The following is a 16,573-nucleotide window of genomic DNA, read 5'->3' on the forward strand; positions in this document are numbered from 1 at the left end:
GATCGCCTGTGTCAGCACTCGGTCGTGACCTACACCTGGCCGAAGCCATTGAGGGGGTGCGGGCTGAGGCAGACGTGCCCTGCCAGGGGCTGCTGGATAGTCACCGCTTCTTGACGGCGTCGCAGTCGCCGGCGGCGCACTTGCTCAGCCAGCTTGCGAAGTCGGGGTCGTACTTGGTGCCGATGGTGCTGGTGAGCAGGGTGCGGGCGGCGTTCCAGTTGCCGGTGCGGTAGTGGCCGAGCAGGGTGGTCACGTCCTGGGGGTGGGACTGGATCAGGTAGCGGATGGCCAGGTAGCCCCACTGGTAGATCCGGGTGGTGTCGGAGTTTTCGTAGGTGGTGTCGACGAGCTGGCTGAGCCTGTAGGTGTTCTTGCCCGCCTCGGTGATCGCCTTGTCGTAGGTGACGTTGCGGTACGAGTAGGAGATGTACTCGGCGAAGCCCTCCACCCACATCACGGTCGGGGTGGTCATCCCCGCTTCGAAGTCGCCGTACATGTCGAAGCGGCCGTCGAGGTAGTGGGTGTACTCGTGGTTGAGGTTCCAGATCTGGAAGTCGGGGCGCAGCCACTCCGCCTCGTAGGCGATGAAGCGCGGCAGGTTCCCGGCCTGGGCCGGGTCGCCCTCCAGGTACATGCCGCCGTTGTCGGTGGAGATGCCGTAGAGGACCCCGGCGTAGGTCTTGTAGTCGGTGCTGGAGTCGAAGGCGACCACTTCGAGGGTGGTGTTGTTGTCGTCCTTGACCGGCCCGTTGTCCTTGACGATGCCGTGGAAGTAGGTGTCCTGCTTGAGGAGGCTGTTGCAGCTGGCCGACAGCTCGGTGTCGGTCATCTGCTGGGCAAGGATCTTCAGGCTCGGACCACAGGTGTGCTCGACCTTCAGCACGGCGTCGCGCACCCGGTTCTGCAGGTCGCAGGTGTCGTAGAAGGAGCAGTTGGCCTTGTCGTACTCGTCCGTCATCTCGGCCACGCCGACCCAGAGCGCGGCGGTGCGGCCGGTGATTTCGCTGCGGTCGAGCAGTTGCTTGGCCATCGGGCGGACGGTGGGCTGGAGCGCCGAGTGCTGCACGAAGCGTCCCAGTTCACGCCCGGCGTTGCTGGTCAGGTAGGTCTTGTCGGTGCCGAGCAGGTCGTCGTGGGCGACGGCGAAGTCGCGCAGCACGGTGAGGACGCTCGGGTCGGCCTGCACGGCTGACACGAACTCCGGAAGCTGGTGGCCGCGGAACAGGATGGTGTAGGTGTTGTTGACCGCCGCGAGCATCGACCAGGAGCCGTCGTACGAGGAGTCGTAGTCGGTGAGCAGGCGCTTGACCACGCTGAGGTAGCGGGCGTTCTCCCCAGCGCTGTCGACCAGGGTGACCGTCTCGGACAGGATCTCGCCGTTGCCGTCGTTGACGTCGAAGGCGCGGGGCGAGGCGAAGAAGGCATCGAGGCTGCCCTGGATGGCGCTCTTCAGCGCCGGCCCGTAGTCGCCGACGGTTTCCGGCTGATTCCACTGCACGTAGTACCCGGCACGCAGGTAAAGCACCACCTGGGCGGCCGAAGTGCTGTTGTTGCCAGGGTAGTTGGCGGCTGTTTCGCGCAGTGCGTCCGCCACCGTGACCATCTGTTCCTCACGGAAGAGATCCTTGGCGTTCGAACCGGTCACGATGAAGAACGTGTTGATACAGGTGGTTTCCGAGTCCTTGATCTGCTCGATCAGGGCGCTGCCGGTCTTCGAGGTGAAGTCGCTGACATTGCAGTCCGCCGCGGCCTTCGGTGCGGTCTTGGTGCGCCGAACAGCATCCTTGGTACTGCGGAGCGGGGGACGGTCGGCCGCGTGCACGGCCGGCTTCATCGCTCGCGCGGCGTCGGGGGCGAGTGCGGTGGCAGCCGAGGTGGGGGTGGCCGGCTGCGGGGCGGGGGCCGACCTCGGCTTGAGGGCCTTGGCCCCGGCCGGGGTGGCCTGCCCGTTGGGGGTGAGCAGGGTGAGACCCATGCAGGCGATCAGGGTGGCTATCAGCAGGCGGGCGAACTGCCTTGTTGTGGGGGAACTGCGCATGAGGGTGTGGCCTCCAGGCCGGTCGGCGGTGTGGGGGTCCGCGGACCGTGGTGACAGCGGGAGTCGGACATTCCCAGAGCTGTCATGCCCACGGAAACTGCGCAGGTACAATTTCACATTTCACATGACAATGGAAGGGTCTCGCGGCGATACCAAAGCTGACGTACGATCAGAGATCGCCGAGAGGGAGCCGGTTGCGCTCGTCTGTGCACTTTGTGCGCTTGCCGTTCGCGCTCAGCGCCTTCACCTCGACTGCGGCCAGGCGCGGTGGTGACTTTGCGGGGCTGGTGGTAGCCGGGCAGGTCAGGCGACCGAAGTGGAGTTCCTCGGCGACGGCGATGAAGTAGCGCGCCTGAGCTGCTTCGGAGCCTGAGTGGGAAGCGGTGGGGGCACGCTGATGTCCACGCCAATATCGGGATTCGCAGGAAAATGTGATCCCTGACCCGATTTGATGGCACCGCCGGGCCTGGCTCCCGGCAGGCACACGCAGGGGGCTCCGTGGTGTTCGTCGCTGGCACCCGCGCATGTGACGAGCTCGTCGTCACGTGGAGTGGCAAGGCCAGCCGCTTCCTCCCGCAGGACGCCGATGAAACCGCCCACCGGGCCACGGATCTGCTCAGGCATGACGGACCGCCGTCCGGTTCATCGGGATCCGCCGCTGCTTGATCGCGCGTGCGTCGCGGCGAGAAGCGCCTCGTCGGACAGCCGAAAATCGGACATCACGCACGGGTACGGGCACGGGTCCGGAAGAATGGATCGACGATGACATCCCAGACCGCCCAGCTCTCCCAGCCCTCCGGCCCGGACCCTGTCGACTACGGCCCCTTCGCCCACCTGACCGTCCCCAACGCCGCCCTCTACCGGCAGGTGATGCGTGCGTTCCTCGCCGCCAAGGAGGGGTTCGCGGTGCACCTGCGGCCGGAGGACGTGTACGCCGCACTGGACGCGGGGAGTCGGCCGGCCGATGTGGAGTCGGTGGTGAAGGCGTTGGACAGCCTGGTCACCTGGGGGAATTTACGGGCCGATCCGGACACCGCGCGGGTGACGGCGGTCGAGGACTTCTACCGCAAGCGGTTCATCTACCAGCTCACGCGGGCCGGCGAGGCGGCCGAGGCGGCGCTGGGGACGTACGACGAGGTGCTGGGACGGCGCGGCGAGCTCCAGGCGGTCGCGCTGCACGACATCGTCACCCAGCTGCGGGCGCTGCTGGTGATCGCGTCGGAGGACGAGCCCGACCCGGCCAAGGCATACGTCGCTCTGTCCGTGCTGACGGCGCGCTTCACCGACCTCGCGGACAATGCCCGTGCTTTCATGGGGTCGCTCCAGGGCACCATCGACCTGCACGACATCGAGGTCGAAGCGTTCCTCGCGTACAAGGACCGGCTGATCCAATACCTGGAGCGGTTCATCCAGGACCTCATCACCCTCGGCGGGCGGATCGCCCTGCTGATCGGTGAGCTGGAGGCGCAGGGGCGGGTCGGGCCCCTGCTGCGTCTCACCGCCGCGCGCGAGGCCGCCGACGCCGCTCCCGAGGACTCCGAGCACGCGGAGGCGGCGGCGTACGAGAAGTGGGCCGCTCGGTGGTCCGGGCTCGCCCAGTGGTTCGTGTCGGCGGAGGGGCGTGAGTCGCAGGCCAGGCTCCTGCGCGGGCGGGCGCTCGGTTCGATTCCGCAACTCCTCGCTGTCGTACGGCAGTTGAACGAGCGGCGAGCCGGGCGTTCGGATCGCTCGGCCGACTTCCGCGCGCTGGCGCGCTGGTTCGCCCAGGCGCCGAACGACGCGGCGAGACACCGGCTGTGGCGGGTGGCGTTCGGGCTGTACTCCTCCCGGCACCTCACCGTCGACGCCGACACCCTCGCCGAACGGACGGCCGCGCCGGAGCCGGCCTCGACCCCGTGGGGCGAGGCGCGACCGCTGCGGATCAGCCCTCAGCTGCGCCGTACCGGCAGCTACGAGCGGCGCGGCAAGCCGCGCAGGGTGGCCGACCGGGGCGAGGCGAAGCGCAGGCTCGCCGAGATCGCCGCCCGGCAGGCGGAGCAGGTCGGCGCGGCACGGGATCGCATGGCGACGGGCGGCCCGGTCCGGCTCTCCCGTTTGGGAGACCTCGACCCACTCGCCTTCCAGTTGTTTCTGCGACTGCTCGGCGACGCCCTCGCCACTTGGCGGCCGGGCATGATGACCACCGCGGCCACCAGCGGGGACGGCTCGATGGAGATCCGGCTGACCGCGCTCGACGACGGCTCGACGGCCGAAGTGCACACGCCGGACGGGGTGTTCAGCGGACCCGACCACCTGATCGACATCGTCGACCTCACGGCGGGGATTGGCGGCGGGGTCGGTGCGCCCGGCGGGGCGTTCTCTGCGCCTGCCGTGTCAGGTCCGCAGCCCGCGCCCCTGTCGGTCCCACGGCAGGGCGCCCCTCTCCGGCCCTCCCGCGACACCCGACACTTCACGGAGGACCGATGAACGGCCCCCTGTCCGAGGTCCTGGACGGCCAGCGCGAGGCCGACCTCCAACGGGCCGCGCGAGCCCTGCTGAAGGAGCCGCTGCTCACCGCCGACGGGCCATACACCGATGAGTTCCGGCTGGTGCGCAGGCACGCCGCCGAACTGCGGGAGTGGTTCGAGCGCAACGTCGGCTGGACGCTGCGCACGGACGCCGACGCCGCACGGCTGCGTAAGACGCCGGGCACCCTCACCGACGCCACGCACCCCGCACGTGAGGCCGCCCGGACCGCGCTGCCCTTCACACGCCGCCGCTACGTCCTGCTCTGCCTGACCCTGGCCGCGCTGGAGCGGGGCGAGTCGCAGGTGGCACTCGGACGCCTCGCCGAACAGGTCGTCCTGGCCGCGGCCGATCCCGAACTCGTCGCCGCCGGGATCACGTTCACCCTGGAACGGCGCGACGAGCGCCTCGACCTCGCGGCCGTCGTCCGACTGCTGCTGCGGTTGGGTGTGCTGCGGCGGGTGGCCGGTGATGAGGAGGCGTACGTCAGCGGATCGGGGGACGTGCTGTACGACGTGCGGCGGCGCGTGCTGGCCGGGATGCCCGCGTCCCTGCGTGGCCCCTCCATGATCGAGGCCGAGCACTTCGAGGAACGCCTGGTGGAGATGACGGCGCAGACCGCGCTCGACAGCGACGAGCTCAGGTTCCGTGCGATCCGCTGGAAGCTGACCCGTCGGCTCCTCGACGACCCGGTGCTGTGCTCTACTACGACGCCCTGACCGACGACGAACTGGCCTACCTCACCCGGCAGCGCGGCTTCATCACCGCCCGCATCAGTGAACTGACCGGACTGGTCGCGGAGGTCCGTGCCGAAGGCATCGCCATGGTCGACCCTCTGGACGACCTCACCGACGTACGCATGCCGGAGCAGGGCACACACGGTCACATCACCCTGCTGCTGGGAGGACACCTGGCGCAGGCCGCCGGGCCTGTCGAACCGGCGGAGCTGGCGTCCCGCGTACGGGAACTGGCCGTGGAACACGGCGGTTTCTGGTCCAAGTCCGCGAGAGAGCCGGGAGCGGAGCCCGAACTCGTGGAGCAGGCGCTGACGAAGCTGGTGGCGCTGGGACTCGCCGAGCGCACGGAACGGGGCGTCGTGCCGCGACCGGCCCTCGCGCGGTACGCGGTCGGTGAGCCCGTCGTCAGGGAACCAGGACCATCCCGCCAACCTGCCGTGCTGCCGGAGACGACCGTGAAGGACGAAAGGTGAACCGCGCCTTGACCGCGCTCCCCAGCCCCGCGCCCGGCCGGTGGCGGCCCCTGCGCGTCGGGCTCGTCGACCTGTTCCACTACGACGTCGAGGAGTTCTGGTTCCGCGACGGCCGGCTGCTGCTGCGCGGCAACAACGGCACCGGCAAGTCGAAGGTGCTCGCCCTCACCCTGCCGTTCCTGCTGGACGGCGACCTCTCCGCCCGCCGCGTCGAGCCCGACGGCGACCCGGGCAAGCGGATGGAGTGGAATCTGCTCCTGGGCGGTGAACACCCGCATCCGGAACGGCTCGGCTACACCTGGATCGAGTTCGGACGGCTCGACGAGACCACGGCCGAGCCGCATTTCCGTACGCTGCTCTGCGGGCTTAAGGCGGTCGCCGGACGCGGCATCGCCCGCCACTGGTTCGCGGTGACGGACCAGCGGATCGGCGCCGACCTCGACCTGCTGGACGCGACCGGCACGGCTCTGTCCCGGGACCGGCTCGCGGAGGCCGTCGGTAGCCGCGGCATGGTCTACGACACCGCGAAGACTTACCGCAGAGCGGTCGACGAAGCTCTCTTCGGGCTGGGGGAGCGGCGCTACGGCGCACTCGTAGACCTCCTGATCCAGCTGCGCCAGCCCCAGTTGTCCAAGCGCCCCAACGAAGCCGCCCTGTCCCGGGCGCTGACGGAGGCGCTGCCGCCGATGGACCAGGCGGTCATCGCCGACGCGGCAGAGGCGTTCAGGTCGCTGGACGAGGAGAAGGAGGAGCTGCGGGCGGCCCGCGAAGCCGAGCAGGCCTCGTCGGGGTTCCTCGACCACTACCGGCGCTACGCCCGTATCGCCTCCCGGCGCCGGGCCCGCCTGCCCCGCCGCGAACACGCCCGGTACGAGCACCTCCAGCGTGAACTCCTCAAGGCACAGGGCGACCGCGACCGGGCTGTGGCGGACCGGACGGAGGCCCAGGCGAGGGGCGCCGCACTCGACGAGCGGGCCGCGCGGCTGAGCGCCCAGGACGCGGCACTGCGGTCCGGACCCGAGATGCGTGACGCCCGCGCACTCGATCAGGCGGCGGCCGACGCCTCCCGCACGGCAGGAGAACTGACGCGTGCCGAGGCGGACCGGCAGACGGCGGCCGAAGCACACACCCGGGCCCTGGGCCGGCTCGCCACCGCGAGTAATCGGCTCACCGCGGCTCAGGAGGCCCTGGACGACATCCAGCGCCGCGTGGCGGAGAGTGCCGCGGTGGCCCGGCTCGATGTCCCCAGGACACAGGGGGCCCCCGATGCGGCCCTGCGCCGGGAAGCGGACGAGGCGACAGCGAGCAGGCGGCGCGCCGTCGACCATGTGGAGGAACTCGCCACGCGGGCCGAGCGGACCGAGGAGACGCGCAGGGCCGCCCAGCTGCGCGCCGGCGAGGCCGACGAGGAGGTCGTGCACAGCGGGGATCGGCTGGCCGAGGCGGAGGAGAGCGTCGCCGAGGCAGGACGTGTGCTGATCACGGCTGTGAAGGAACATCTCTCCGGGTGCGTCGAACTGCGTGTACCCGGACTGCCGGGGGTCCTGGACGCGGTTCAGGACTGGGCGAGCACTCTGGACGGCCCTCACCCGGCACGCGCGGCGGCGGCCGCATCCCATCGCACCGCCGCCTCCCACCTGGCCGACCGGGCGGCCGGTCTGGCCCACCGCGAAGCGGCCAGGGCGGAACGCCGGCGCCTGGCGGCGGAGGAGCTGACCGCCCTCGAAACGGGCGGGGAGCGCGGCCCTTCGGCTCCGTACACGCGCACGCCGGATGTCCGGGACCGAGGCCTCGGCGCCCCGCTGTGGCGGCTCGTCGACTTCCGTCCGCACGTCACCGAGGCCGAACGCGCGGGACTGGAAGCCGCGCTGGAGGCGTCGGGGCTCCTCGACGCCTGGGTACGGCCGGACGGCTCCGCGGTCGCGGCGGACGGTCACGACGTGCTGCTCGACCCCACGGGTACGCCCCTGGGAAACGGCCTCGACCGCGCGCTGTGCCCGGCGGTCAACCACGCGGACGTGCGGGCCGCCGCCGTGGGGGAAGGGACGGTTGAGCGTCTGCTCGCCTCGATCGGGCTGTCCGGAAAGAACGGCGACAGCTCCGAAGAGGCCTCCTGGGAGACCGATGGCAACGACACCTGGGTCACCACGGACGGGCGTTTCCGCGTCGGCGCGCTGAGAGGAAGCTGGGCCAAGGACAGTGCCCAGTACGTGGGAGAAGGGGCGCGGGAACAAGCGCGCCGCGCTCGGATCGGCGAACTGCGCACCGAACTGGAGGCGTTGGAAGCGGAAGGGGAACAGCTGGCCGAGGAGTTGCGCGCCGTGGCCGAGCGCCGTGGTGCGCTCGACGCCGAGCTCGCCGCGGTACCGGGTGACGACGACCTGCGTCACGCCCACGCACGCGTCACCGCAGCGGCCGACGCGGCCCACCGGGCCCGTACCCGGCAGGACGAGCGGGCCGCAGAACTGGCCCTGGCGGCCGGGAAGGCCGACCGTGCGGCGGCCGAGCTCACCGAGACCGCGGCCGCCCTGAACCTTCCCACCGACCGGACGGGACTGGGCTCCGTGCGCCAGGCGCTCGCCGACCACACCGCTCTCCTGGCGGCGCTGTGGCCCGCGCTGCGTGAACGCGCGGAGGCCGAGCGCTCGGTCACCGGCGAGCAGGTGGAGACCGGCCGGGCGGAACGCCGCGTGTCAGAACTCGCGGAGCGGACGACGGAAGCGGCGCGTCTCGCCGCGGCGACGGACGAACGCCTCAGGACACTCCGCTCCACCGTCGGAGCGGCCGTCGCCGAACTCCAGCGGCGGCTGGAGGAGACAGCGGCGGCCGTCCGCGTCTGCGAGAGCGAACAGCAGTGCGCCCAGGCGGACTTCGGCGACGCGGACCGGCGCGCCAGTCACGCGGATGGGCGCATCGAGCGGCTCGCCGAGGATGTCACCGTTGCGACAGCCGCGCGTGAACGCGCCATCGCGGCTCTTCAGCGGTTCGCCTCGACAGGACTGCTCGCAGTCGCCCTTCCCGACGTTGTCGTACCGGACGGCGACGGCGCGACGTGGGCAGCGACCCCAGCTGTCAATCTCGCTCGCGCCATCGAGTCCCGTCTTTCCTCCACCGACGACTCGGACGCGGCCTGGGAGCGCGTACAGAAGCGGCTGAGCGAGGAGTTCGGCAGGCTGCAGGATGCGCTCTCCCGGCATGGCCACGCCGCCACCGCCCGTTCGAGCGAGGACGGCATGCGGGTCGACATCGTCTACCAGGGCCGTGAACGTGCCGTTCCCGAACTGGCCGACGCCCTTGCCATCGAAGTCGTCGAACTCACCCGCATCCTGTCCGCACACGAGCGCGAGATCCTGGAGACCCATCTGATCACCGAGGTCGCCGGCACGCTTCAGGAACTGATCGGTGCCGCCGAACGACAGGTGCGCGCGATGAACAGAGAACTGGAGGAGCGCCCGACCTCGACGGGAATGAAGCTGCGGCTGGTGTGGCGGGCGTCCCGCCGGGCCCCGCAGGGACTGGCACAGGCCCGTGAACGGGTGCGCCAGTCCGCCGACGCCTGGTCGCCACAGGACAGGGCCGCGGTTGGCGTATTCCTCCAGGAACAGATCGCACGCCGGCAGGCAGACGACAGCGCCGGCAGCTGGCTGGAGGATCTCACCGCCGCCCTCGACTACCGGGCCTGGCACGAGTTCGGCGTCGAACGTCACCAGCACGGCAAGTGGGTACCGGCCACAGGGCCCGCCTCGGGCGGTGAACGGGTACTGGCGGCGTCCGTGCCTCTCTTCGCCGCGGCATCCTCCCACTACGCGAGCGCGGGTGGCGCCCACGCCCCACGTCTGGTCACCCTGGACGAGGCATTCGCCGGCGTGGACGACGACTCGCGCGCCAAGTGTCTCGGCCTGCTGCGCGCCTTCGACCTCGACGTCGTCATGACCAGCGAACGGGAATGGGCCTGCTACCCCCAGGTTCCAGGAATCGCCATCGCACAGCTCTCGCGCGTCGACGACATCGCCGCTGTGCTGGTGACGAGGTGGGAGTGGGACGGCAGCGACCGACGACGCGGCAGGGAGCCGGGCGGACACGTGGGCACGCCGACGGGCACCCCTGCCAACAGCCTCGACGATGCAGCTGGTGGGGCGGAGAGACCGTTCGTCGGGCCGGGGCGGGCCGCCGTCGCGGACGGCACCGGAGAACAGGAGTCCCTGTGGACATGAAACCTCCGGTGACTCCGTCCGCACAGACCGGGCGGTCGCCCGGCCCCGGGGAACCGGTGGGGCGGGAGAGGCCGGCGGACGTCGTGGAAGCGGTGCCGCCTGCGACACCGCAGGCCGGCGAACAGGTCGACGTTGAACGCCTCGGCCGGTTGCTCGGTGATCCCGGCCTTGCCTGGCTCGTGGAACGCGCTCGGCAGCGGATGGCACGCGCCCGGCCTCTCACCGGCCCGGTCACCCTGTCCAACCCCGGTGAACCCCAACGCCGCGCTGCCGAAAGCCTGTTGGGACGGGCACCGCGCGCCGGTCGCTCCCTGACCGTTCGCCTCGACACAGTGGACGCGATCCTGCGCCGCTCTGGTGTCAGCCCTGACGGACTGGCGCCCGCCGTCATGGCACTCACCGGCCCCGTCACCCTCCACGCAGAGGCGCGGGACAGAGAAGAGCGGGCATGGGAGGAGGCGTACGCCCCGTTCGGCACCCTGGACGCCGAGCTGGCCGAGTGGGCGGAGCGGATACGCAAGGACGGCCTCGTACGGCGACTCGCGCGCACACCTGAAGCCGCCGGACCTTTGGTCAACGCAGCAGTGCGGGCGCTTCGCTCCCTGCCCGTCGTACCTCCAACGTCACGCGCGACGTTCGCGGCGCGACACCTTTCGGGCGCCCACGCCCTGGACGAGGGGACGCCGCTCGCCACTCTCGTCCTGTCAGGGCTCCGTTGCCTCACAGGCTTCCCCGACGGCGCCGGTGCCGAATGGCGACGGGAAGCATGGGCGTCGGCCGGTCTGCTGAAGGACGACGTGTCATCGACCGTCCTTTCCCTCAACCTGCGAGGCATCCCGTTCCTCGACTGGATGGCCGATGCTGGTGAGCCAGCGGTCCTGACGCTACGCTGCCTCACCCGTCACCCACCGGTTCCCGCTCTGCCGACGACGGGAACCGTCCACGTATGTGAGAACCCGGCCGTGCTGTCCGCCGCCGCCGACACCTTCGGCCCGGCATGCCCGCCCATGGTGTGCCTTCAGGGACAGCCGTCAGCCGCCGCGCTTACCCTGCTGCGTGGCCTGTCCGCCCGGGGAGCGGGCCTTATCTACCACGGCGACTTCGACTGGGGTGGTGTGCGCATCGCGACCGCGCTGCGGCGAAGTGTCCCGTGGCGGCCGTGGCGCTACACGGCCGCCCACTATCGAGCAGCGGTGGCCAGGGCAGCCGAGGCCCCGGACCTGACGGGCGCGCCTGCCGCGACTCCGTGGGATCCCGCGCTGGGCGTCGCTCTCGCCGAACGCGGTGTTCGTGTCGAAGAAGAGGTGGTGCTGGACGATTTGCTGTCGGACCTGGAGAGGCAGGCTCGTTGAGACGTATCCCCGGAGGGGCCACGCCGGATGGCCGGGATGGCCCTCCGCCGGATCCGGTCAGCCCTTGCTCCTTTCGCCGGCACTCGCCTGCCACTTGCGTCCGATCGCTCGAAGCATCGCCGAATACACCCCCAGGTACCGGAAGGGCTTGATGGCTGCCATGTACGCGGCGCCGAGCAGCCCGTTCGGCTTCACCAGGACGGCCATCTGGCCGCGGTAACCGCCGGCCCCGTCCGGGACCCAGCCGATGTGCATCACCCCGTGCACGGTCCGGTTGGCCATCTCGGCCACCCACTCGTCGTGCGTCTGGTAGATGGAGGTGAACGGAAGCGCGGCGGGGTCGGGCCCCCGGGGACCGTCTCGGAGGTCCTCCGGCAACCGGTCCCGCAGGGTCCGCACCCGGGCGCCGATGCCGGCGCCGGGCTTGTCCCAGCCGAGCAGTTCCCCGAGCTTCCAACGGACCGCGAAGAGCATGCGCGGCACAGGGGAGGAGAGGTGTGACGCCTGTGCCGGGTCACCGTTCGTGAACTGGCGCACCAGCCGCGCGAGGTCGTCGGGACCGCCTGGTGTCGGTAGCGCCCACACGTCCTCGACGTGGAAGTCGCCGGCGATCTCGTGAATCCGCCAGGGACGGGAAGTATGCGCGGTTCTGGGGAGTCTCATGAGCGGGCCCCGATCTATACGATGGCGTATAGATCGAGGCTAGCACTCATCTATACGGCACCGTATAGATGGGGGGAGACGTGAGGGGAGACACATCATGGGCGCGACCCGCACGCCTCGCGGCAAGTGGATCGAGGAGGGGCTGCGGGCGCTCGCCGCCGGTGGCCCGGAGGCTGTCCGGATCGAGCCGCTGGCGCAGGCGCTCGGCGTCAGCAAGGGCGGCTTCTACGGGTACTTCGGCAATCGGGGCGCGCTGCTCACCGAGATGCTCGACACGTGGGAGCGCGAGGTCACCGAGGCGGTGATCGAGCGTGTCGAGAGCGGCGGGGGAGACGCCCGGGCCAAGCTGGAGCGGCTGTTCACGATCGCCTCGTCCAGCGACGGGCCGATGACGGGCGTCGCGGCCGACCTCGCGATCCGCGACTGGGCCCGGCGCGACGAGGCTGTCGCGCAGCGACTCCGGCGCGTCGACAACCGGCGAATGGAATACCTGCGCTCACTGTTCGGCTCAATCTGTCCCGACGAGGACGACGTCGAGGTCCGCTGCATGCTCGCTTTCTCAGTGCGGATCGGCTACCACTTCATCGCCGCCGACCATCGTGGTCACAGCCGCGCGGAGGTGATGGAGCTGACCAGAAAATGGCTCCTGAGGTAGCCGCCTCCTGGACGACGGCCGGCATCCGGCCCGACCCCTGCCGCCGGGCACTTGTGCGGGTGCCTGCGCCCCTGCCCTCGCTTGCGCCAGTGCCCGCGGAGGTGAACCTCCGGAACCTACCGGCGGAAGCTGTTCATTTGACACTCCCTCAGCGTCCTGTTCGTCATGCTCCGAGACGGAACCTCTGCGAGGCACGCACCTCGGAAGCCACCCCCGCATGACCCACACAGGCTTGACGAAGGACATAGAGGCACCCCTCAGCCGCCCCCTCGAACAGTCATGCCTCGGTGGGGGTGTTGCCGGCTATGACCCGGGCCGTACGGGGCTGTCGCTGGGGTCCTTTCTAGGGGGCGGTTAAGGGTAGGGGTGTGGAGCTCTGTTGCGTAGCGTGTGACGGGCCATGGGATGCACTCCAGATGTGGTTCTTCCGGCGCCTTGTTCGCGCTGATGATTCTCCTTCCTGTGGCACAGCTTTGAATTGAGCTGCTTCCCGGCGGGCGACGACGGCTGCGCGGGAGGGGCGGTTTTGTGCTGAGCGAAGAAGGGAAATCATGGACTCTTTGACTGAGGCACTTCTCGAAGGCGCCTCGCCGGAGGAGCTGGAAAGGCAGACGCTTCCCGCCGAATATCTGGCCGCGCATCTGCGCGCGGAGGACGTCGGCATGTTCGGCAAAGTCGAAGACAAAGACGTCCGGAAGTCGCTGCACGTGGGAAACGTGGAGATGCCGGAAATCGCGCCCGACGAAGTGGTCGTCGCGGTGATGGCGAGCTCCATCAACTACAACACCGTGTGGTCGGCGACCTTCGAGCCGGTTCCCACCTTTGAATTCCTCAAGCGCTACGGCCGGCAGGGCGGCTACGCGGCACGCCACGACCTGCCGTACCAGGTGGTGGGTTCGGACGCGGCCGGGGTCGTGGTGCGGGTCGGCGCGGGGGTGCGGCGCTGGCGGCCCGGTGATCACGTGGTGGTCAGCTGCGTCCAGGTCGACGAGCAGGAGCCCGCGACGCACGCCGACGCGATGCTCGGCGCCGAGCAGCGGATCTGGGGCTATGAGACGAACTTCGGCGGCCTCGCCCACTTCACGGTCGTACGGGCGAGTCAGCTGCTGCCCAAGCCACCGCATCTGACCTGGGAGGAGTCGTCCGCCAATCTGCTGACCGCGGCCACCTCCTACAGGATGCTGGTCGGCGAGAACGGCGCGCGGATCAAGCAGGGCGACATCGTGCTCATCTGGGGCGCCACCGGCGGCCTCGGCGCGTTCGCCGTGCAGCTGGTGAAGAACGCGGGCGGTATCGCGGTCGGCGTGGTCAGCTCCGAGCGCAAGGCGGAGACCCTGCGGCGGCTCGGCTGCGACGTGGTCATCAACCGCAACGAGATCGGGCTGGGCGGAGACGATCCGCTGACCCCGCAGCGCACCATCGAGCTGGGCAAGCGCCTCGGCCGGGCCATCCGGGCGGAGGTCGGGGAGGACCCGCATGTCGTCTTCGACTACATCGGCGCCGCGACGTTCGGGATTTCCGTATTCGTCGTACGCCGGGGTGGTGCGGTCGTCACCTGTGGCTCCAGCACGGGTTACCAGCACCAGTTCGACAATCGCTATCTGTGGATGAACCTGAAGCGGATCGTGGGCAGCCATGCGGCGAATCTCCACGAGCAGGCCGAGTGCAACCGGCTTTTCCGACTCGGTCATCTTTCCCCGATTCTCTCCGAGGTCTATCCGCTGCAGGACGTGGCGGAGGCCGCCCGGCTGGTGCAGACGAACAGGCACACCGGGAAGGTCGGGGTGCTCTGCCTGGCTCCGGAAGAAGGGCTCGGGGTCACGGACCCCGAACTGCGCTCGAAGATTGGTGAGGCACGGCTCAATCCGCTGCGCTCCGTATCGCCGGAAAGGGTTGCCTGAGATGTCGGAACGTGGAATAGGGATACTGTCGACCGGTTCTTATCTGCCCAAGGCGGAGATCGGCAATGAAGAGGTCGCCGAGCGCGTCGGTGTCACCGCCGAATGGATCGAGCGGAAGACGCAGATCCGGTCCCGCCGCTTTGCCGCCTCCGACGAGGCCACCTCCGACCTGGCCGCGCGGGCCGGGGCCGACGCCCTCGAGCAGGCCGGTCTGAGCGCCGACGAGATCGACTACATCATTGTCTCGACGTCCACCGGCGACTTCCCGCAGCCGCCGACGTCCTACCTGGTGCAGCATGCGCTGGGTGCGTACGGTGCCGCGTGCTTCGACGTCAATGTTGTGTGCAGCGGTTTTGTGTACGCGCTCGCCCTGGCCCGCAGCCTTGCGGCGCTCACCCCCGACACCCGTGTCCTGGTCATCGGCGCCGATCTGTACTCCCGGATCCTCGACTTCTCCGACCGCAAGACGGCCGTGCTGTTCGCCGACGGGGCGGGTGCCGCGGTGGTCGGTTCGGTGCCCGCGCCGTACGGGATCATCGGCATCGACCTCGCGAGCCGCGGCGACGCGCACCACCTGATCCGAGTGGAGGCCGGCGGCAGCAGGAACCCGGCGACGGCGGAGACCGTCGCGGAGGGCGGCCACTTCTTCAAGATGGACGGCCGCGGTGTACGGGACTTCGTCGCGGAGCACGTGCCACCGGCGCTGGTCGCGCTCGCAAGGCGAGCCGGCGTCGGGCTCGGCCAGGTCGACCACTTCGTACCGCACCAGGCGAACGGAGTGATGCTCAGCGAGGTCGTGGAGCGCGCGGGCCTGTCGAACGCGCAGACTCACCGGACGTTGAAGAAGTACGGAAACGTGGGGAGCGCGTCGGTCCCCGTCGCGCTCGACGAGGCCAACCGGACGGGCGCCCTGTCCGACGGAGACCTCGTGCTGCTCGCCGGATTCGGCGGCGGCATGTCGATCGGGGCGTCGCTGCTCACCTGGGGGACCGGAGCATGACCATCACTCTGGACACGATCAACGCCGTGGGTACCGACCTCGGCCCGGCCGCAGAGGCCGCGGAGGCCGCGGAGGCCGCGGAAGCAGCCGAGATCGCACGGCGGATCCGCCGTGTAGGCGTGGTCGGCAGCGGCATCATGGGCACGGGGATCGCCGAGCTGTGTGCCAAGGCCGAGCTGGACGTCATCGTGGCCGTCTCCTCCGACGCGTCTCTCGTCAGGGGGCCGCAGCAGCTCACCCGGTCGCTCGACCGCGGTCTGAGCAAGGGCAAGATCACCGAGGAGGAGCGGGACGCGGCGCTGGGCCGGGTGGTCTTCACCCAGGATCTCGGCGAACTGGCCGACCGGCAGCTTGTGATCGAGGCGGTCAAGGAGCACGAGCCCCTCAAGCTGGAGCTGTTCACCACTCTGGACAAGATCGTCGAGGATCCCGAGGCGATCCTGGCGAGCAACACGTCCTCCATCCCGATCGTCCGGCTGGCGAGCGCGACCAGCCGCCCCGGCCGTGTCGTGGGGATCCACTTCTTCAACCCGGTACCGGCGCTCCCGCTGGTCGAGCTGATCGACTCAGTACTGACGGATCGTCACATCAGCCTGCGTGCCGCAGCATTCGTCGCCGACGTGCTCGGCAAGAAGCCGATCGGCTCGCCCGACCGGGCCGGCTTCGTGGTGAACGCTCTGCTGTTCCCCTACCTGCTCTCCGCCATCCGGATGGTCGACTCCGGCCTGGCCACCCCCGAGGTCATCGACCAGGGCATGGTCCTCGGGTGCTCCCACCCGATGGGGCCGCTGCGGCTGGCCGATCTGATCGGGCTCGACACCACCGTCTCGATCGCCGAGGCGATGTACGAGGAGTTCAAGGAGCCGCTGTACGCGCCTCCGCCGCTGCTGCTGCGCATGGTCGAGGGCGGCCTGCTGGGCAAGAAGTCCGGCCGCGGCTTCTACGCATACGCGTAACCACCACGGGGTCCGGCACCGTCCCGCCCCGCTGCAACCGAGCTATCCGAAGCACCTTCCTGCGCGTGGCGGGCTGAGT

At 69.9% G+C, this 16,573-nt stretch carries 11 protein-coding genes; 9 read left to right on the forward strand and 2 right to left on the reverse strand.

Annotated features, from left to right (window positions below; all coding sequences use genetic code 11):
* Positions 1 to 100 precede the first annotated feature (100 nt).
* Complete coding sequence (locus tag ACH492_RS30170) at positions 101 to 2,038, reverse strand: collagenase (RefSeq protein ID WP_398991063.1); 1,938 nt, start codon at positions 2,036 to 2,038, stop codon at positions 101 to 103.
* Positions 2,039 to 2,800: 762 nt separating this feature from the next.
* Between ACH492_RS30170 and ACH492_RS30175 the strand changes: the two genes are divergently transcribed.
* Genes ACH492_RS30175 through ACH492_RS30195 form a run of 5 tightly spaced genes read left to right on the forward strand, consistent with a single transcriptional unit; the run spans position 2,801 to position 11,319 of the window.
* Entirely contained in the window at positions 2,801 to 4,504 is a 1,704-nt protein-coding gene (locus ACH492_RS30175; protein ID WP_398991065.1) for a TIGR02677 family protein, read from the forward strand.
* Entirely contained in the window at positions 4,501 to 5,262 is a 762-nt protein-coding gene (locus tag ACH492_RS30180; RefSeq protein ID WP_398991067.1) for a TIGR02678 family protein, read from the forward strand. The genes ACH492_RS30175 and ACH492_RS30180 overlap by 4 nt, the downstream gene beginning before the upstream one ends.
* Positions 5,241 to 5,753: a TIGR02678 family protein gene (locus tag ACH492_RS30185; protein ID WP_398991068.1), complete on the forward strand. Its 513-nt coding sequence runs from the start codon at positions 5,241 to 5,243 to the stop codon at positions 5,751 to 5,753. Before ACH492_RS30180 ends, ACH492_RS30185 begins: the two co-directional genes overlap by 22 nt.
* A complete protein-coding gene (locus tag ACH492_RS30190; protein ID WP_398991070.1) occupies positions 5,750 to 9,967 on the forward strand; it encodes a TIGR02680 family protein in 4,218 nt (1,405 codons plus the stop codon). The genes ACH492_RS30185 and ACH492_RS30190 overlap by 4 nt, the downstream gene beginning before the upstream one ends.
* The gene (locus ACH492_RS30195; RefSeq protein WP_398991072.1) at positions 9,964 to 11,319 is read left to right on the forward strand and encodes a TIGR02679 family protein; all 1,356 of its coding nucleotides are present in this window, start codon (positions 9,964 to 9,966) and stop codon (positions 11,317 to 11,319) included. Before ACH492_RS30190 ends, ACH492_RS30195 begins: the two co-directional genes overlap by 4 nt.
* A gap of 57 nt (positions 11,320 to 11,376) precedes the next feature.
* Here ACH492_RS30195 and ACH492_RS30200 read toward each other — a convergent pair whose 3' ends face one another.
* Complete coding sequence (locus tag ACH492_RS30200) at positions 11,377 to 11,982, reverse strand: DUF2867 domain-containing protein (RefSeq protein WP_398991074.1); 606 nt, start codon at positions 11,980 to 11,982, stop codon at positions 11,377 to 11,379.
* Positions 11,983 to 12,079: 97 nt separating this feature from the next.
* On the opposite strand from ACH492_RS30200, the gene ACH492_RS30205 reads away from it, so the two are divergent.
* The 4 genes from ACH492_RS30205 to ACH492_RS30220 all read left to right on the forward strand — a co-directional run bounded on the left by ACH492_RS30205 (position 12,080) and on the right by ACH492_RS30220 (position 16,494).
* The gene (locus ACH492_RS30205) at positions 12,080 to 12,637 is read left to right on the forward strand and encodes a TetR/AcrR family transcriptional regulator (RefSeq protein WP_398991076.1); all 558 of its coding nucleotides are present in this window, start codon (positions 12,080 to 12,082) and stop codon (positions 12,635 to 12,637) included.
* A gap of 551 nt (positions 12,638 to 13,188) precedes the next feature.
* Positions 13,189 to 14,538, forward strand: a complete 1,350-nt coding sequence (ccrA, locus tag ACH492_RS30210) for a crotonyl-CoA carboxylase/reductase (RefSeq protein ID WP_398991078.1) — start codon at positions 13,189 to 13,191, stop codon at positions 14,536 to 14,538.
* 1 nt (position 14,539) lies between these two features.
* Positions 14,540 to 15,538 carry a 3-oxoacyl-ACP synthase III family protein gene (locus tag ACH492_RS30215; protein ID WP_398991079.1) on the forward strand — a complete coding sequence of 333 codons (999 nt, stop codon included), beginning with the start codon at positions 14,540 to 14,542 and terminating at the stop codon, positions 15,536 to 15,538.
* Positions 15,535 to 16,494: a 3-hydroxybutyryl-CoA dehydrogenase gene (locus ACH492_RS30220; RefSeq protein ID WP_398991080.1), complete on the forward strand. Its 960-nt coding sequence runs from the start codon at positions 15,535 to 15,537 to the stop codon at positions 16,492 to 16,494. The genes ACH492_RS30215 and ACH492_RS30220 overlap by 4 nt, the downstream gene beginning before the upstream one ends.
* Positions 16,495 to 16,573: the final 79 nt, after the last annotated feature.

Origin of the sequence: Streptomyces sp. NPDC019443, from assembly GCF_044389785.1 — a bacterium.
GTDB lineage: Bacteria > Actinomycetota > Actinomycetes > Streptomycetales > Streptomycetaceae > Streptomyces.